General features: G+C 55.7%; 13 protein-coding genes, 1 tRNA gene and 2 pseudogenes. 6 read left to right on the forward strand and 10 right to left on the reverse strand.

From position 1 onward, the window contains the following. Positions 1-145: 145 nt before the first annotated feature. Positions 146-877: a FadR/GntR family transcriptional regulator gene (locus LA5095_RS04595; RefSeq protein ID WP_208992537.1), complete on the reverse strand. Its 732-nt coding sequence runs from the start codon at positions 875-877 to the stop codon at positions 146-148. Further along, entirely contained in the window at positions 853-1,569 is a 717-nt protein-coding gene (locus tag LA5095_RS04600; protein WP_055112297.1) for a ribonuclease activity regulator RraA, read from the reverse strand. The genes LA5095_RS04595 and LA5095_RS04600 overlap by 25 nt, the downstream gene beginning before the upstream one ends. A gap of 484 nt (positions 1,570-2,053) precedes the next feature. Between LA5095_RS04600 and LA5095_RS04605 the strand changes: the two genes are divergently transcribed. The 5 genes from LA5095_RS04605 to LA5095_RS04625 all read left to right on the forward strand — a co-directional run bounded on the left by LA5095_RS04605 (position 2,054) and on the right by LA5095_RS04625 (position 6,415). Then, a complete protein-coding gene (locus tag LA5095_RS04605; protein ID WP_055112792.1) occupies positions 2,054-2,800 on the forward strand; it encodes an SDR family NAD(P)-dependent oxidoreductase in 747 nt (248 codons plus the stop codon). A gap of 226 nt (positions 2,801-3,026) precedes the next feature. After that, positions 3,027-4,025, forward strand: a complete 999-nt coding sequence (locus LA5095_RS04610) for a TRAP transporter substrate-binding protein (protein ID WP_208992538.1) — start codon at positions 3,027-3,029, stop codon at positions 4,023-4,025. A 50-nt stretch (positions 4,026-4,075) separates the two neighbouring features. Beyond that, positions 4,076-4,606, forward strand: coding sequence for a TRAP transporter small permease (locus tag LA5095_RS04615; protein WP_055112299.1), 531 nt, complete (start codon positions 4,076-4,078; stop codon positions 4,604-4,606). A gap of 1 nt (position 4,607) precedes the next feature. Continuing rightward, positions 4,608-5,888, forward strand: coding sequence for a TRAP transporter large permease (locus LA5095_RS04620; protein WP_055112301.1), 1,281 nt, complete (start codon positions 4,608-4,610; stop codon positions 5,886-5,888). Between the two features lie 437 nt (positions 5,889-6,325). Next, positions 6,326-6,415 (forward strand) — tRNA-Ser (locus LA5095_RS04625). A gap of 178 nt (positions 6,416-6,593) precedes the next feature. Here LA5095_RS04625 and LA5095_RS32305 read toward each other — a convergent pair. From LA5095_RS32305 to LA5095_RS04665, 7 genes and pseudogenes are all read right to left on the reverse strand, one after another. After that, positions 6,594-6,899, reverse strand: a pseudogene (locus LA5095_RS32305) (integrase core domain-containing protein); the annotation flags it as partial. A 334-nt stretch (positions 6,900-7,233) separates the two neighbouring features. After that, on the reverse strand, positions 7,234-7,800 hold the full coding sequence (locus LA5095_RS04640) for a sugar O-acetyltransferase (RefSeq protein WP_055112305.1): 567 nt from the start codon (positions 7,798-7,800) through the stop codon (positions 7,234-7,236). 450 nt (positions 7,801-8,250) lie between these two features. Next, the gene (locus LA5095_RS04645) at positions 8,251-8,721 is read right to left on the reverse strand and encodes a P-loop NTPase family protein (protein ID WP_055112307.1); all 471 of its coding nucleotides are present in this window, start codon (positions 8,719-8,721) and stop codon (positions 8,251-8,253) included. Positions 8,722-8,729: 8 nt separating this feature from the next. After that, positions 8,730-9,632 carry a fatty acid desaturase family protein gene (locus LA5095_RS04650; protein ID WP_158510340.1) on the reverse strand — a complete coding sequence of 301 codons (903 nt, stop codon included), beginning with the start codon at positions 9,630-9,632 and terminating at the stop codon, positions 8,730-8,732. Positions 9,633-9,924: 292 nt separating this feature from the next. Further along, a complete protein-coding gene (locus LA5095_RS04655) occupies positions 9,925-11,115 on the reverse strand; it encodes a glycoside hydrolase family 5 protein (RefSeq protein ID WP_199485812.1) in 1,191 nt (396 codons plus the stop codon). A 403-nt stretch (positions 11,116-11,518) separates the two neighbouring features. Beyond that, positions 11,519-12,697, reverse strand: a complete 1,179-nt coding sequence (locus LA5095_RS04660) for a helix-turn-helix domain-containing protein (protein ID WP_144436068.1) — start codon at positions 12,695-12,697, stop codon at positions 11,519-11,521. Between the two features lie 188 nt (positions 12,698-12,885). Then, positions 12,886-14,877: a serine hydrolase domain-containing protein gene (locus tag LA5095_RS04665; RefSeq protein ID WP_144436067.1), complete on the reverse strand. Its 1,992-nt coding sequence runs from the start codon at positions 14,875-14,877 to the stop codon at positions 12,886-12,888. Positions 14,878-15,179: 302 nt separating this feature from the next. Here LA5095_RS04665 and LA5095_RS04670 point away from each other — a divergent pair. Continuing rightward, positions 15,180-15,385: pseudogene (locus LA5095_RS04670) on the forward strand (integrase core domain-containing protein); the annotation flags it as partial. A gap of 59 nt (positions 15,386-15,444) precedes the next feature. Here the strand turns inward: LA5095_RS04670 and LA5095_RS04675 are convergent. Next, the gene (locus LA5095_RS04675) at positions 15,445-16,536 is read right to left on the reverse strand and encodes a YeeE/YedE family protein (RefSeq protein ID WP_055112316.1); all 1,092 of its coding nucleotides are present in this window, start codon (positions 16,534-16,536) and stop codon (positions 15,445-15,447) included. Positions 16,537-16,631 lie beyond the last annotated feature (95 nt).

Below are 16,631 nucleotides of genomic sequence, written 5' to 3' on the forward strand. Positions count from 1 at the left end.
AACCGAAGACAATTGCGGTCTTCATGGAAGGTTCGTCACTTCCCGGCCCCTTTGCGACAAGAATTCCCACAAGCTTTCTTCCGCAAGGGGGGCTTTTTTGGTTTCCCCAAATTCTTGTTGCGATCCGCGCCTGTCCGCGCAGCGGTCAGCCTTCGAAAATCCGCTTTCTGGCGTTTTCAACATGGGCACGCATCGCTGCCCTTGCTGCCTCGCTGTCGCGCGCCCTGATCGCCTCGAAGATGTCGTAGTGCTCTCCCTGGACAAGACGCAGCCTGTCCTCCGGCTTGGTAAGAGAGAGGTTTCTGGTCAGGTTCATCCCTGTCAGAATATTGGACTTCATGGAAGATCTGGCTGCGACGAAATACTTGTTGTCGGACGCATTGCAAACGGCGACGTGAAAATCTTCGTCGGCGACGACGCCAAGTTCATTCTCACTGATGCAGCGGTCCAGTTCCTCAAGCGTCTCCTGTAGTTGCTTCAAATTGGCGTCCGTGCGCCGTTCAGCGGCGAGAAAGGCAGCTTCTCCCTCGACGGCTGCCCTGAATTCGAATGTGCGCTGAATATCTGCGATGGACCCAACCGGGGCAAAATCGAGCACAGCTCCCTCCGGACGCCGCTTTACATATGACCCTGACCCCTGGCGGGAAACAACAACGTCATCTTCACGCAATTGCTTGAGGGCCTGGCGTAAAATTGGCCTGGACACACCCAGTTCCTCGGAAAGGGTTTGCTCAGTCGGCAATTTTGCTCCGATGGGAATGTCCCCATCCATTATTTTGGCAAGAATGCTCTCGTAAACCTTGTCGGAAAGTGTCCGGTCCCGGACTTGTCGCTCGGTTGTCGAGGGCTGATCTATCTGCCTTTTTCCTTCCGCCACGTCTTAAACCTGTCCATAGTCGACGGATCGGTCGGGGGATAGAGCCCGAATGTCGACGCGCCTAGTTGCACCATTTCCATTACGAAGTCTTCAAAGACAGTCATCTCTGCCGCCTCTTCGGCAACCTCGTTTGCCATATGTTGCGGTATGCAAACAACTCCCTCGTTGTCTCCCACGATAATGTCTCCGGGAAAAACTGAAACCCCTCCGCAAGCAATCGGGTCGTTTATTGCGATCGCATGGTGTTTGGTAAGGTTTGTCGGAGCACTGGGGCGGGCATGGTAGCTTGGCATCGACAGGCCGGCTATTTCCGGCGTGTCGCGAAAGCCGCCGTCAGTCACAACCCCTCTGCAGCCCCTGGACTGCAATCGTGCTGCAAGAATGCACCCGGCTGAGGCAGCTGAAGCGTCTCCCCTTGCATCGATGACAAAGACAGCGCCGGACGGGCACTCCTCGACACCCTTCCTCTGAGCATTGTTGCGGTCGGCAAACGAGTCGAGAATGTCCAGATCCTCACGGGCCGGTATGTAGCGCAGCGTATAGGCCGGGCCGACCATGTTGGAGCCGGGGCGCAAGCGGTTCAGACCCTGAAGAAAAATGTTTTTCAAACCGCGTTTGAACAAGACCGTTGTCAATGTTGCAGTGCTTACCTGCATCAGTTTCATTTCCGTTACATTGATATGTTCGTTCATGGAAAATGCTCCGTTGCCGGTTTGATACAGATGTGTGATTTGCGCCGGAAACTAGCCAGCGCAGCACAATTTGTCAAATATTTGTAAATCACAGCTTTGAACGCAATCTGAGAAGCGGGGTCGGTGAGGTTAATATTGAGCAAAATAATGAAAAATAACACAAAAATCGCATCCGAAATTCAAAGGCTGTCTAAAATTATCGCAAATTCGCCCCGGATTCTCTGGTCAATCTATCTGTGAATTTATTTGATGGGAGATGGACCGGTCGATTTTTCCTTGGGTATCCTTGTTTTGTAATTATTTGTAAAAATTAGTCTTGATTTGGGCGGCAAAGGTGCGTTATGCGGTTGAGGCGCCTCCGGATTGCCGAGCTGTCGACGGCGTCCCGGAGCCGGGCGGAATGCGGAGCATTTGGTCTTAAGGCAACGCGAAGCGCCAGATTTCTAGCCGGTAGTCAAACAGCAACATTCAGGAGATGTCCGAAATGAACCTCAGCGGAAAAGCTGCAATCGTATCTGGTGGTGGCCGGGATATCGGTCGTGCCTGCGTAATGGCGTTGGCAAAGGCCGGTGCCAGCGTTGCCGTAAATTATTTCAGCAGTGGCGCGGGTGCCGACAGCGCTGTCGACGAGATCCGTGCTGCGGGAGGAAGCGCCTTTGCCTTGCAGGGCGACATGACGAAGAAGGCGGATGTTGACGCTTTGGTGGCGAGGGCCGTCGATGAATTCGGCGGGGTGGATATCGTCATGCCGATAACGGGTGGTTTGGTTGCCCGCAAATCGATTGCCGAGATCACGCCCGAGCATTGGCAGTCGGTATTCGACCTTAATGCAACGTCGGCGCTTCTGCTTGTTCAGGCGGCCTTGCCGCATCTGAGGCCGGGTGCGGCGATCGTGAACATGGCCTCGCAGGCCGGTCGGGATGGCGGCGGCCCCGGTGCAATGGCCTATGCGATGTCGAAGGGCGCTGTCATGACGATGACAAGAGGCATGGCAAAGGAGCTTGCGCCGCGAATTCGGGTCAATGCCCTGTGCCCGGGAATGATCGATACGGATTTTCACAACGTCTTCACCAAGCCGGAAGTGCGCCAGCACGTTGCAGGTGTCACGCCGCTCAAGCGTGAGGGGACTTCCGAAGAGGTGGCAAACTTGGCGGTGTTTCTCGCATCTGACCAGGCTGCCTATATCACCGGTGCCTGCGTCGACATCAATGGCGGTCTGTTCTTCTCCTGACGCGGACGGCGAGGCCTTTCATGGCCTCGCCCGCCTGTCGCCAGTTGTTTGTAAATTCGGACATATTTGTAAAATTAGCTTTGGAAAATTTTATCATGAGTTGGTGAGGCGGGGCGAATTTTCTCGCAAAATCCGTAGCTTAGCTTAAAAAATTGTAATATAGATTTTTAACTTGTAATAATTTGTAAAATACATATCGTGCTAACAGGTCAAAAGGGAGGATCCAATGACTTTGATGAATTCACTTAAAACGGGTGCGCTGCGCGGTACAACCGTCGCCGCGTCTCTGCTCCTGGCAACAGTCGTCGCCGAAGCACGCGACCTTCGCGGATGGAACATTCACGTTGAGGATTATCCTGTCTCGCACGGCATGGAATCCTTCGTGAAGGAAGTCAGTGAAAAGACCGACGGCGCGATTTCCGGAAAGGTTTTCCATAGCGGCGTTCTTGGTTCCCAGCCGGATGCAATCGAGCAGACAAGGCTTGGCGTCATCGATTTCGGCGTATTCAGCCTCGGGCCGATGGGGCAGGTTGTTCCGGAGGCGAACGTTGTCTCGCTTCCCTTCATCTTCAAAGACGTCGACCAGATGTACAAGGTGATGGACGGGGAGCCGGGCAAGGCTCTCAGCAAAGGTCTGGAAGCGAAGGGCCTTGTCGCTCTTGGATATTACGATGCCGGTGCGCGTTCGTTTTACACCTCGGTCAAGGCGATCAACGAACCAGCTGATGTCGAGGGCATGAAGATACGGGTGATGAACAATGACCTGTTCGTCGGCATGGTGGATTCGCTCGGTGGCAACGCAACGCCGATGGCGTTTGCCGAAGTCTACCAGGCGATCAAGACCGGTGTTGTCGATGGAGCGGAAAACAATCCGCCATCCTATGAATCAACCAATCACTTCGAAGTCGCGGGATATTACTCGCTCACGCAGCACCTGATCATTCCGGAGTGCCTTTGCATGAGCAAGAAGACCTTCGATTCCCTGACTCCCGAGCAGCAGGAGATTGTCAGGGTGGCCGGGCGCAACAGCACCGAATTGCAGCGCAAGCTCTGGCAGGAGCGCGAGTCCGCCAGCATGGCCAAGGTGTCCGAGGGTGGCGTGACGGTGAACGAGATTGCAGACAAGGCTCCGTTCCAGGCTGCAATGTCGCCGGTCTACGATCAGTTCCTGGCGCAAAGCCCTGATCTGACCGATCTGGTCGAGATGTTCAAGAACGCCCAGTAAGCAATGAAGGCGGACTGCGCTGCAAGCGCAGTCCGCACTGGAGAAGACTGATGTCGCGCTCTGGCAGCACCTCGGATCGGCTCGAACACTGGTTGTTCCTGCTGAAAAAAGTCTGTGTCCTCGTTGGCTCAATCGCGCTTGTTATCCTTGTCGCGACTTTCGGTTGGCTGGTCTTTGGAAGATATGTCCTCAATCAGACGCCGACCTGGGTTGAGCAACTTGCCTTGCTTTTGATCTGTTACATCACGTTCCTTGGTGCGGCCGTCGGCATTCACGAAGAAACGCACCTCGGTGTCACGGTGTTGCGGGATGCGTTGCCGCCGAAGGTGAAACAGGTGCTGTTGCTGTTGACTGACCTCTGCCTTGCCGTTTTTGGTGGTGTGATGCTGGTCGCAAGCCTTGAATTGTTCCAGTTCGGTTGGTCGACACTTCTCCCGATGCTCAATATTCCCGAAAGCATCCGGACAGCCGCAGCCATTGCCTGCGGTGCACTGATGGTGATTTTTGCAGGCGCAAGGTTCCTGCTTCGCAGTCGCTTTGCGCTTCGCGGCGAGATCTACGAAATCAAGAAGGAAAACTGAAATGGGTCTCGCGATTCTGCTGGGAGTCTTCGGGGTGAGTGTCATACTCGGGGTTCCAGTCGCATTTGCGATGGGGATCTCGGCCGCTGCCGCGTTCTGGTATGAAGGGTTCCCGTTGCTGATGACGTTTCAGCGCGCGATCTCGGGCATCTCGACGTTTTCCCTGCTCGCGATACCGTTCTTTGTCTTTGCCGGAGAGCTGATGCTGCACGGTGGCATCGCTGTAAGGCTTGTCCGGTTTGCCTCCGCACTGGTTGGCCATGTCCGCGGTGGCCTCGCGTCGGTCAATATCTTTTCCAGCATGCTGTTCGGGGGGATATCCGGCTCAGCGATTGCCGACATTTCTGCGCTCGGGTCATTGCTGATCCCGGTGATGAAGGAAAAGGGCTACCGCCCTGACTATGCGGTCAACGTGACCGTAACCTCGTCAATAGCCGGCATTGTGATCCCGCCGAGCCACAACATGATCATCTTCGTTGTCGCTGCCGGTGGTGGAATTTCAATCTCGAAACTGTTTCTGGCCGGCGTCATCCCGGGCATGGTGATGTGTCTCTGCCTTGCGGTTGCCGCTTATGTGGTTGCCCTGAAGCACAATTACGGGTCAGAACCTTTTCCAGGGTGGCAGGTTGTCCTGCAGACTGCAGTCAGCGCCATACCAGGTCTCATAACTGCGGTCATCATTGTCGGTGGTGTGCTCTCCGGCGTCTTCACGGTTACGGAATCCGGTGCGTTCGGGGCAATTTACGCGCTTGTCCTGACCGCGGTTGCCTATCGGACACTTGGCTGGAACGAGTTTGTGATCTCGGTGACCTCGGCGCTGCGCACGACCGCCATGGTGATGATCCTCATCGGATTTGCAAGTTCGTTCGCCTATCTGCTGGCCCTATACCAGGTCCCGTCAAAGCTGAGCGAGTTTCTGCTTGGCATTTCCGAGCACAAGATCGTCATTCTGCTCATGATCAATATCATGCTTCTCATGCTCGGCATGATCATGGACATGGCCGCCCTGATATTGATCTGCACGCCTATTTTCCTGCCGATCGCGCGCGACCTCGGCATGGACCCGGTCCAATTCGGCATCATGCTCCTGGTCAATCTCGGCCTTGGACTTTGCACACCTCCGGTAGGCACTTGTCTTTTTGTCGGATGCGCGGTCGGCAAGATAAAAATCGAGGAAGCCCTGAAGTCGATCTGGCCGTTTTACCTGGCGCTTTTCGTAGCACTCATGCTGGTGACCTACGTTCCCGCAATCTCCATGTTCCTGCCTTCGTTGTTCGAGTAGTCGGTTTTGAAGCACTCTCATTTGGAAGACGTCGGCAGGCCGATGTCATTGCGCACGCCGTTCACCGGAGACGGAAGAAGTGGGAGTTAACGGAAGCGAGGGGGCATGCTGAGTATCAGGAACAACCTGCCGATGCCCCCCGCGCGCGTGCCCGTATGTGGCCTGAGATCGCCGGGGAAACGAATGAGGACACATCCGGCTTCCATCCTGGCGGCTGCAATTCTGTCTTTCGGCGCAACGCCCGCAACTGGTGAACCTCTCAACGAGATCAACGATCGGACAACCCTGTCGCGGATTTGTGCGCAGACCTTTGCAAGTCTCGCTTCGTTCGCGGCATGTTCTTGCGCGAAACTGCTGGAGCACCTGAGGTGGAAAAGTTCATTGAGGGCGAAAAAGGGCTTGCTTCCCAAGGCTTCGGGCACTAAACGGGATTTGCCGGAGAGGTGGCCGAGTGGTCGAAGGCGCTCCCCTGCTAAGGGAGTAGACGGGCAACCGTCTCGAGGGTTCGAATCCCTTCCTCTCCGCCATATTTCTTATTACGTACTTGTATTTTGGGGCAAATTCTCAAGGTTGCCCTTCAGATCATCATTCAGGCCATCAAGCGACTAGGGTGTTCTCGGCCTTGCCGTTCGTTCAAGATATTTTGCCTCAAGCTCTTGTGGAGCGCTACCCAACGTACTCCCGGAGAGGGTTAGAGCACTTCTTTCACGGTGACGGGCCGCGGTCGCCACCGGGATCATGCCGTGCGATCGGGACGTTGTATCCGATCGCAGAATGAGGTCGATCCTCATTGTAGTGTCTTCGCCATTTCTCCATCTTTTCAGGTTCGTTCGCAAGGCTCAGGAACCAATGCGCGTTCAAACACTCTGCTTTGAACCTTCCGTTGAAAGCCTCAATGAACGCATTGTCGGTGTGTTTGCCAGGCGGGGAGACCTCCGGCGGAACGCCGCGCTTGCAAGCTCACAGATCCAGAGCGCATGAGATGAGTTCCTAGCCCTGATCAACCCGGATCAAGCCAGATCACCTCGTACGAACCGTGAATGGATACCGCCAGCCTGATCGCATCTCGTTGAACAGCGTTTTTGCCGGGCACAGGCATCAGAGCTTTCGTTTGACAATGTCCCGGAGCATTTCCTTGTCGAAAGACAAGTCAGTGACGATCTTCGTCAGCCGGGCGCTTTCCTGCTCAAGCTCTCGCAGCCGCTTCAACTCAGACGGCTTCAGATCTGCATATTTCCTGCGTCAGTTGAAATAAGTCTCCTCGCTGATCCTGGCAGATCTCAGCAACAGGCAAATCTTTGCGCCGCGAAGTCCTTGGACGTCAGGCGACACCAGGCAGGAGAAGTCATGACTTGGTCGTCCTGGAACGATGAATCGGCTTGGCCGGATTTCCCGCCACTATTGTGTTTGCAGCGACGTTCTTGGTCACCACGCTACCCGCCCCGACAATGGCACGGTCGCCAATGGTGACGCCCGGCAGGATCACGGCAGCGCCACCGATCCAGACCTGATTGCCAATTGTTACAGGAAGGGCGATTTCCAGGCCGGCGGTACGCTTGTCTGGGTCCTGATGATGTTCGGCGCAATAGATCTGGACATTCGGCCCAAGCTGACACTGATCGCCGATCGTAACGGGGGCGCTGTCCAAAATAGTGCAACCCGCGTTCAGGAAAGTGTCGTCACCCAGCGCTATGTTGAAACCGTAGGGGCAATAAAAGGGTGCTTCGATAATGGCCGTCGGAGCGTTTAGCAACTCCCGCAAGGACGGACCCATACCATCCCGAGCTCCCGGGTGCATGAGGTTATGCTCGTGAACCGCGGATTGCGCGACTTTTCTCAGAGCGTCCAGCTCGGGATCCAGGCATGAGTACCATTCGCCTGCAGCCATTTTCTCGCGTTCGGACTTTACCATGAAGCCTCGGGGTACATTGTTCACTTCCGCCAACAGGAAGCTCGGTGTGACTTAAGATGAAGGATCGTATTCAAGTTGCAAATAGAAAGCAAAATGCGTGCTCATGAACCACCCGGAGGAGGGGGCGCACTACCTGAAAGCAGATTGGCCAGAAAGTCTTTTGGAACCAACGTCCGGTCGTCCCACTTCTGTGACTGTCCGCGCAGTACTGGAAAAGGTGCGAAGTCAAACAGCTCTCTGAATTTTCACCCGATGAGTTCCCCGTCAGCGCCTATGTGTCCAGGTGGCATGATTGCCTGAGGAAGAGATTTTGGCTCATCTTCACGTCGGCAAGAGTGAAGCATGAGACAGCAGAACGAGCGTCACCGGGAGGCAGCAGATCGCGACATGGTGTAAAAGTCCGGAAACACGTGTTGTCCGGGTTTGATGAGATAGACGAGGTTGGTTGGTTCAGGATTTCGCAATTCCGGCGAGCATCAAGCGCTGCATATCCTTGTTCGAGCGGATATCGATGCAGATTGCCGTTTCACTCCCATCCTGAAGGGCTCGACAGTCCCTTGCGCCAAACACTCTGTCGTACCTGAGTGTCCAACGAAGCAGCTCGATCTGCAAACTGTCGCGGCGGAGAACACGGTGTAGCCGTTGCCATATCGGGGGAGCTAGTCGAATGATTGCGTCGGCTCGTTCAACTCGATCGCTATACGTTCGGCCGTTGCCACCCTCTATGATCCACTTGTCTTGGGCTGTCAGTTGGCGCACGCGCCTGTCAATGTCATCTGGCGCCCGCAAGTGACCATTCCCATCCCAAACTTCATCGTCAACCGCATGAACGGGCAGATCGTACTGGAGACCAAGTTGCCGGGCGAGCCAAGTCTTGCCTGACCCGGGACCGCCGACGATCATGATCCTGGAACAGGCCATCCGTTTTACTACCCCACGACATTCCTGCCATCAACGATCTGCGGCGGTCGGGACATCTTGTAGAGGTGGGACATATGCGCCTGTACAACCTTCCAGGGGGCCAGGATGTTGAGTGAAACTCCGAACTCATTCGCGGTCTTTATAACCATCCGGCTAAGTGCCCTGTTGTGCGTATGCGCGAACCGCGGAAAGAGATGATGCGCACAGTGGGCATTTGCTCCGCCTGTCAACGCAATTGCCAATCTCGAAGTTGGCGCCCAGTCGACCGAAGTACGTATTTGATGGTGGGCCCAATCCAGCGGAAGCTTCCCGTCTCCGTCAGGATCAAAAAACTCGGCTTTGTCGCTGATGTGACTGCCGACATTGATCGCGACAAACAACAAGGATGCTGAAGAGACGAATACGAAGTAGTAGCCCGCCAGCAAAAAATACCCGTGTTCCGACATGAAAAACGGCATTGTCAGGAAAAGGCAAATGTGGATCATCTTGGATGTCGCGAATTCGGCAAGTGGCCAGACGCCCGAAAATTTGTTCGGCCAATTCCGTCTTGCCTTGCGAAGATGTTCAAAATCTTCGGCAAAGGCCAGATGGGGCAACACAAGTGCATACAGGAAAACGGCATACCAGCATTGAAATCTGTGCCATGGCCGCCAAGGCTTGGATGGCGACAGTCTTAGCAGGCTGGATCCGTCCGCATCAATGTCGGTTCCAGCAATATTGGGATACATATGATGCAGCCTCAGATGCCGTTCGGCCCAGAGTTTTCCTGAAACCCCTATGAGTGAAAATCCGGCGAAAACACAAATCCCGTTCACCCATCTGGAGGCTGCAAATGAGCCATGCGCTGCATCATGACAAACCGTCGCGACAAGAGTGTAGATGCCCGCGCCCAAGACAGCGGCCGAAATCATAAGGATCCAAGGGTTCAGATCAGCATAAAGCAAGCTGTAGACAGCAGCACAAAACAGAAAGAAAAGGCCGGATCTGAACCATTGGCCAACGCCGGCAAACCGGCCTGTTTTGCTGCGGGAAAGGTATCTGCTCGCACGAGCATTGAGCTGCGATGAGAACTCGCTCTTGGGCTGGAAGCTGGGCATTGTCTCACGTCACTTGATGGTTCTGATTGGGTTCAGCGCGAAAGCACGGCATTCTGTGCTGCGCGTGGCATTGGAAGGCTGGCAGAATGTGTTGATCCCAGCACCGCTATTGTGCCTTCATCCGTTTCTGCAAAAGTTCCATGAGTTCCCCATTCCTGGGAATGAGTTCAGCTTTGCCTTCCTGCTTGAGATAGTAAAAGCGCCCTGGTTTCAAGCTGGCGGGTAATTCGTAATCCATCCCGTCCCATTCATCTTCGCGAAACGCGTAGAATGCCCAGTGTCCGTTTCTGTCCTCCACGGCATCCAGAACATCGGTCAGATAGGATCCGCAATCCTTCCAGCGCCGCATGCAGCCGAACTCGGAAGCAACGACCCGTTTTAACGGAACGCGGTGGTGCGCGGCCCAGCTGTATGCCAAGTCGACATGGGATTTGACGGCTTGCCTGTCCCAGGCAAGATCTTGCCCGTCATAGAAGGTTTTCACGCCCGGATACCGAAGCGGTTTGTCTCGTCGCATGTTGCCGGCACTGGTCGCCGCGTAGGGTTCATACATGTGAAATGCGTAAATGACCCGGTTGTCCGACAATGGAGCAGGCCACGCTGCAAGCGAACGCGGATTGGCAAACCACCCGCCGCCGACCATGATGGGCATCTTGTCGTCGACTGCGCGAATGCCTGCAATTACTTTGGTGTAAAATGCACGCAGGTCTCGCGTTCCGCCCTCCTGATCCTGTTGCCACTCCTTAAGTGTTTCCAAGGGGCTGTTTTCGCCGGGGCCCGCCAGACGTTCGGGAGCTGGCTCGTTCAGGATGTCATATGCCACGATTGCAGGATGCTGTTTCAATTCGGTAGCGAGATCCACCCAGAAATTTACGGCTTGTGATTGAAATGCGGCACTGGACCACAAACGGTCGTCGTAAACTCCTTCGTTGTGCTGCGCCCACCTTGTGCCGGGAAGGGTGACTGGAGCAAGGACGACACGAAGGCCTGCGGCGTGAGCGGTGTCTAGTTCGGCCATCAATGCCGACAGGTCTGTATCGACCAGACCCTCATAAGCGTCTGCATTTCCCAGCAGGAAATCGCGCCCGGTGCTCTGCCATTTTCCCAACATGAGCCTCACCCATGTCGCGCCGGTGCCTGCGAGGGCAGTATAGTATTCTTCCCCCTGAGGGGCTGTGTTGAATGCATTTCCGCCCTTGCGCGGGGTGTCCCAGAACGTCATGGGATCTTCGGACCGAACGGGTTGCGCCATGGTGCAAATCAGCAAAACGAACGCAAGAAACTTCACCAGATGCATTTTAGGCGTATCCGTGGTTCCAGAGAGAGAGACGTAGTTCCCGACAAGCCGAAATCTGCTTGCATGTCTTTTGTCGAATCAACCAGAAGTGGTTGGCGTTTTCGTGACGCATGTTTTCAAATCTCAAGATTGGCGATCAGGCCGGGGCAAAAAACGAATTTGGGTCAGGCATGAGAGTTTCCCTTACACTGCACCAGCCCGGGTAACATGGTTGCCAAACTCGCTAATCCCATTCGCCTCCGGAATCGTCCAGCCCTACAGGCTCGGAACACAATCATTGTCCGAGACGGCAGGGCAGCACATTTTCTTTTGGAGATGTTGTGTGAACGCGAGAAATCATGGGTTAAAACCCCGCTCGGGCATCATGCCGATTTCAGATGAAGGGAATTGATATCTTGATTGCCTATGGTCTGGCACTGCCTGACTTGTAGGAAGTCGGCGTTTGACCGGTTTCGCGTTTGAATGCTGAATAGAATGACGACCTGGAATTGAAGCCCACCTCGTAGGCGATGGCCAGGACAGTTGCCTCGCCCTTTTCAACCAGCGGCATCGCCTCCCTGATGCGCCAACTGTTCACGAATTCGAAGAATGACTGACCAAGATTCTGGTTCAAGGTTTGTGAGACATAATTGAGTGAAACACCTACATGCTGCGCCAGCATGCTCAGCGTCAGATTCGGGTCCCGATACAGGCAGTCTTCTTCCATTGCGCGCACGAGTTTTCGGGCAATGCGCTCGGACTGGGAAGAATCCAGTGCGCTTTTTTCATACTTCTTGTCTTTTGGGGTTTCGATTTCAGCCAGTATCCCGGTTGCGTTGTCCAGGTCGGGAGAGGGTCGCAAACTCCAAAGTGCAAGCGCAAAAATTACCACCAGGACCAGAAATCCGTCGAACAATGGGCCGACGAAATCCTGCCTGCCCTGCAGGACCATGATCTGCCCAATCAGGTGCTGCAGAACATAGATGCCCAAAGCACATGCCAGGACGGATACCCATCGCAATTCCATGCCTTCGGTGCTGGCATAATACTGTTTCAAGCGCTCGAGATGCTGCGCCTGCGTGACCAAAACCCAGGCAACATATACAGCCCATTGCACTGCAAGTGCGACGGTCAGAAACATGAACCCATAGTGCAAAAAACTCAGGACGAGCGCCTCGAACTCTGACGAGCTGACTGGGTGCCGGGTGTCACGCATGACATCCAACAAAAGAAAGGTGCCTATCGCAAAGACTGTAGCCGAAACAGGCAGTAAAAAATGACGGGCCATTGAGCGCCGATCACCGGAGTTGCAGCGCCTGCCCGCGATTTCTCTTACGTAGATAAAAAAAATCGGCCCAAGCCAGAAATTTGCCGCGAAGCCCACGAACTCTGATCCGTTCCGGACGGCTTTGGGTGAGGTCTGGATCAGTACGGCAACAATGGAATCGACCTCGCTTATTGCAAAGACTGCAAAGAATGCAGCCAAGGTCATACGTGACGGGTTTACCCGTCTTTGCGACCAGTTGATCAAGGCAGCCAAGGCGGCAACGGTCAACGTGGCCGATACCGTTGCGGCCAGTAGGACGTTGGTGTCGAAGGTCATCTCCAGGGTCCGCCTGCGGATGGTGTAGCGCGTTCCGCACAATGACTATCCTCAAGACCGATCCAGCTCAACGGCGATCGCGCGGGGTCATGTCCGTGCCGGACGGGAAGGACAATTTGAGGGAGCATCCGGTCGACGGCAACCTGTCTTTGTGCAATGCCCAAACTGCAGCGCTGATCGAGGCGGGATCACCAGGTCAGGGACGCTGTCGGCAGGTTCCACTTCCAGGCTGCAAACAAGGACCAGACAAAAAACGGCAATGCAGAAAGCACAGCAAGCCGCTCCGTTTTTACGATGCGTTTCTTGCTGGGCGTGAACAGGAGCCAGAAGGTGATCAGCAGCACCGATGCAACGCCAATGCCATAAAGGATTGTCATGGCCCATAGCCCGGCACTTGGCGAAGCAAGCCTGGAAAGCTCATCCCCGTGCGTGATCTGATCCAGGATCTCCATAAATCCAAGGATGATACTGATCCACAAAACTGCCTGACACAGAGGCAGGCTCAAAATGCATCGCCGTGTCCGCCAACTCGAAACCGCACCTGCCAGACAAAGCAGCGAACCAATGACAGCTGCCCAGGAAGCTGACTCCAATGAGGTTGCTGTGTGCCAGAAATCCAGCGTGTCAAAACTGTGTATTCCGCCGTTGAGATAGGCTCCAACGATGTGGCCAACTTCGTTACGACGGAACCCCAGGCGAGTGTCGCCTTCCGGGCTTTCAAAGACATCCTTGCCAATGGCCTCGAACCGGCGCGAGTGGCCAAGCCCGGAAACCATGAGTGCGTTGTTCTCCATGGCCCTGACAGTGAACGCCGTTTGATAAGGTACCAGGATGCGGTCCAGACCTGTCTCGTTTCGCCGAGTGGTGATATAGCGGCCCTCGTGAACGCGAAGGCAGACCGCATCGCAAACGACGCGACTGGCGACAGGTCTTGCGTGCGGTGCGACAATCTCGCGAAGGAGGCGGCGCGGTAGCGCCATCAACGAACTGCCGCTCGGGCCGTTGGCTGCGACAAAGATCCCGATGTCAAGCGCAGGAACAAGCGTCATGTTGGTATGAAAGCCGAAATGGGTGCCGCCGTGATGATAGACCTGTTGCCCAGCCCAGATTTCCGTCCAGTACCCGAGAGTGCGCCCCGCAAATGCCGGCCGGCCGGGCCAGGCGGATCGTTTCATGTCCGCAACCAAGCTGGCAGTCGGCGCAGCCCCTGTGTGTGCAGAACCGGTACGCAGCAGCAACTGCATGACGCGCACCATGTCGCGCCCGGTCAGAGCAAGCCCACCGGACGGCGTGTGGATGGCCGGGAACGGTTCCGGTTCGATGGCCTTATGGCGACCGACTTGCCAGACATGAAACGGGCTGATGCTGCCTGAACTACGTTGGTCATGCATGAAATGAGGGTCATCAACCCCCATCGGGGCCAGGATCGCCTCTGCAAGATAGGTCTCGAACGGTTGACCCGAAACCCGCGCCACGATCTCGCCAAGCAGAACATAGCTTGCGTTCGAATAGGAAATCACATCTTCCGGTGGGCGAACCTGTGCGGGTAACACCGCCGAAATATGGTCGAGCCTGGACGCATCTGCGCCATTGCCATGATCTGCAAAATAGCCACGATAGCGATCTTCCAGTCCGGCCGTGTGGCTCAACAGATGGATTATGCGAATGTCCCCGAACGGTTGGTGCAACTTCAAGTCCGGCAGATGCTTTGCAATCGGATCGTCGAGCGCGAGCCGACCGTCCCTTGCGAGCTGAAGGACTGCAAGCGCGGTGAACACCTTCGTTACGGATGCCAGCGGTACGATGTCATCTTCGGGTGTCATCAACCTCCCGGTTCTCGCGTCCGCCAACCTGTAGCCTTTTGAAAGGATAACGTCGTTGCCGGATACAATGACCACAACAGCGCCGGCCACGGCATCCTGATCCAGACCGGTCGTTACCAGCCCGTCTACGAATCCCTCCAGAACCCGGTGCCAGGATGGGTTTGGCTCTGCCTCGACAGAGGGGACAAGAAGGCACAATGCGATGCCAAGGGATAAAACAACCTTTGTAAAATCGAATGCGCGCTGACCTTGGATGCAGATCAAATCGATGGATGTCTTGAGCATTGTCGGGTCGGTCAGGTGAGGCTGGGGGCGGCGGTCAAATTGTCGGCACAGATACGGTGAAGAATCCTTCACGCGTCGTCCTGCTGTATGGGCAGAGACAGTGTTTTTGCTGCAGGGATGCGCGCTTTTGCGATGTGTCGGCTGTTTCCCCAGATGATTGTCTGTTGAGGACGCCTGCCAGCGGCTGACAACTTCCGGAATTGCGGAAAAATGCTGGTTTAACCGTGTTGTTTGTAAACAGCATGTCTGGACACGAACGTCGGTCAGGCTGCGAAGCTGGGACGACGGAACGGTGTGCACGCTCAAGATCGGATGAACCAAACAAGCCCTGGTGGACAGCGCTGGTCTTAACCCTGTGAACTGGTCCGAGCAGCTTCAGAAGCTTGAACGTTCTGGACGACGTCGATCGTGAGGGTTTGGGTATTGCGGTGTGGACATCACAAGTCCAGCCCTTCGCGTTATCCGCACACTGGAACTATGGCTCTCGGGGCGCGGGATCGGGTTACAATGTTTTCAACCAGGCAAGCCGCAACAGAACGCCCGGGTTGAACGCGATCACAAAACTGTATGCCAGGATTGGACTGCTCGCCCTGCGGTTTGCCAGCGATATGGAAACGATCCCGCGCCGTGCCGCATGAGCTAGACGGCTGAATGCTGAGTTTCGGGATCCAGGGAGTGGGGCCGCTGTTTCCGGTCCAGCAACAGATCAGTGATCGACGCCGAGAGCCATATCCCGCACAGGGTAAGCCATGCCGTTACTGCGAAGAGCGAGGCTCCGGTGATGCCGGCGCCAACCGCGCATCCGCCTGCGAGCATGCCGCCAAATCCCATGAGTGCCGCACCGGTCAGGTAGCGAGCCATCGAAGGGCCGCTCTCAAAGCCCTGCAACAGCAACTCCCGGGCCAGAAGCGCTGCCAGGAACGAGCCGGCAAAAACGCCGGGGACGAGGCCGGAATTGAAGTCGAGCCCACCGGTTGGCCTGGACAGGAACAGCATCAGCATGTCTGCCGACGGCCCCGTGAACGTGAGGCCCTCCACCTGGACCGGATCGAAAGCCTGGCGTGTCATGCTGGTCGTGAACCACAACGCGAGTGGAACGGCGAGCCCTGCACCGACGGCGGCCGTTGTCTGCCAGATCGAGCTGCGGTTTCGCCAGGCAAGTAACAGCCCGGCCAAGAACCACAATGCGCCAAACAGGTAGGCGGTAATTGCGCTGATGCCAAGATGGGCCGCGAGATCGTTCCCGCCGATATCGACCGTCGTCCACAAGCCGGACAACCAGTCACGAAACGGCATGAGGCTGCCCCGCAAACTGGCTTGGGCGACCACGGCGAACACCAATCCCGACAACAAGGCACGCAGGTTACCGGTCGCAGACAGCACCAGCAGACGGCTGGCGCATCCGCGGGCCAGAACCATGCCGGTGCCGAACATCAGGCCGCCGATCAGGGCGCCGGACAAGCTCTGAGGAGACGCAAGTTGGCGGGTCTCGCCGACGTCAATTCCACCCAGATGAGAAAGAAGCTGAGTGGTTATCAGCGCGCTTGAAAAGGCAAGGAGCCAGATGGGAAGTCGGTCTGAGGGTTTCCGTCTGGAAAATTCCAGGGCCGCAGCACGCAGGCAAAAACGGCTTTGCTGTGCGAGGGCGCCGAACAGGATGCCGACCAGCAGACCTGCAAGCACGAGCACCGTGGGTTCCGACATTCTTTCGAGAATGTATGTCAGGTCCATGAGATACCCCGGCATTGCGGTTGGCAGCGGTCTGCAGCAGCAGGTTCATCTGATTTTGGCAGTGCCGATGCGGTCCGCATTGACCGATCTCAAGG

Origin of the sequence: Roseibium album, assembly GCF_001404515.1 — a bacterium.
In the GTDB taxonomy this organism is placed as follows: Bacteria; Pseudomonadota; Alphaproteobacteria; order Rhizobiales; family Stappiaceae; genus Roseibium; species Roseibium album.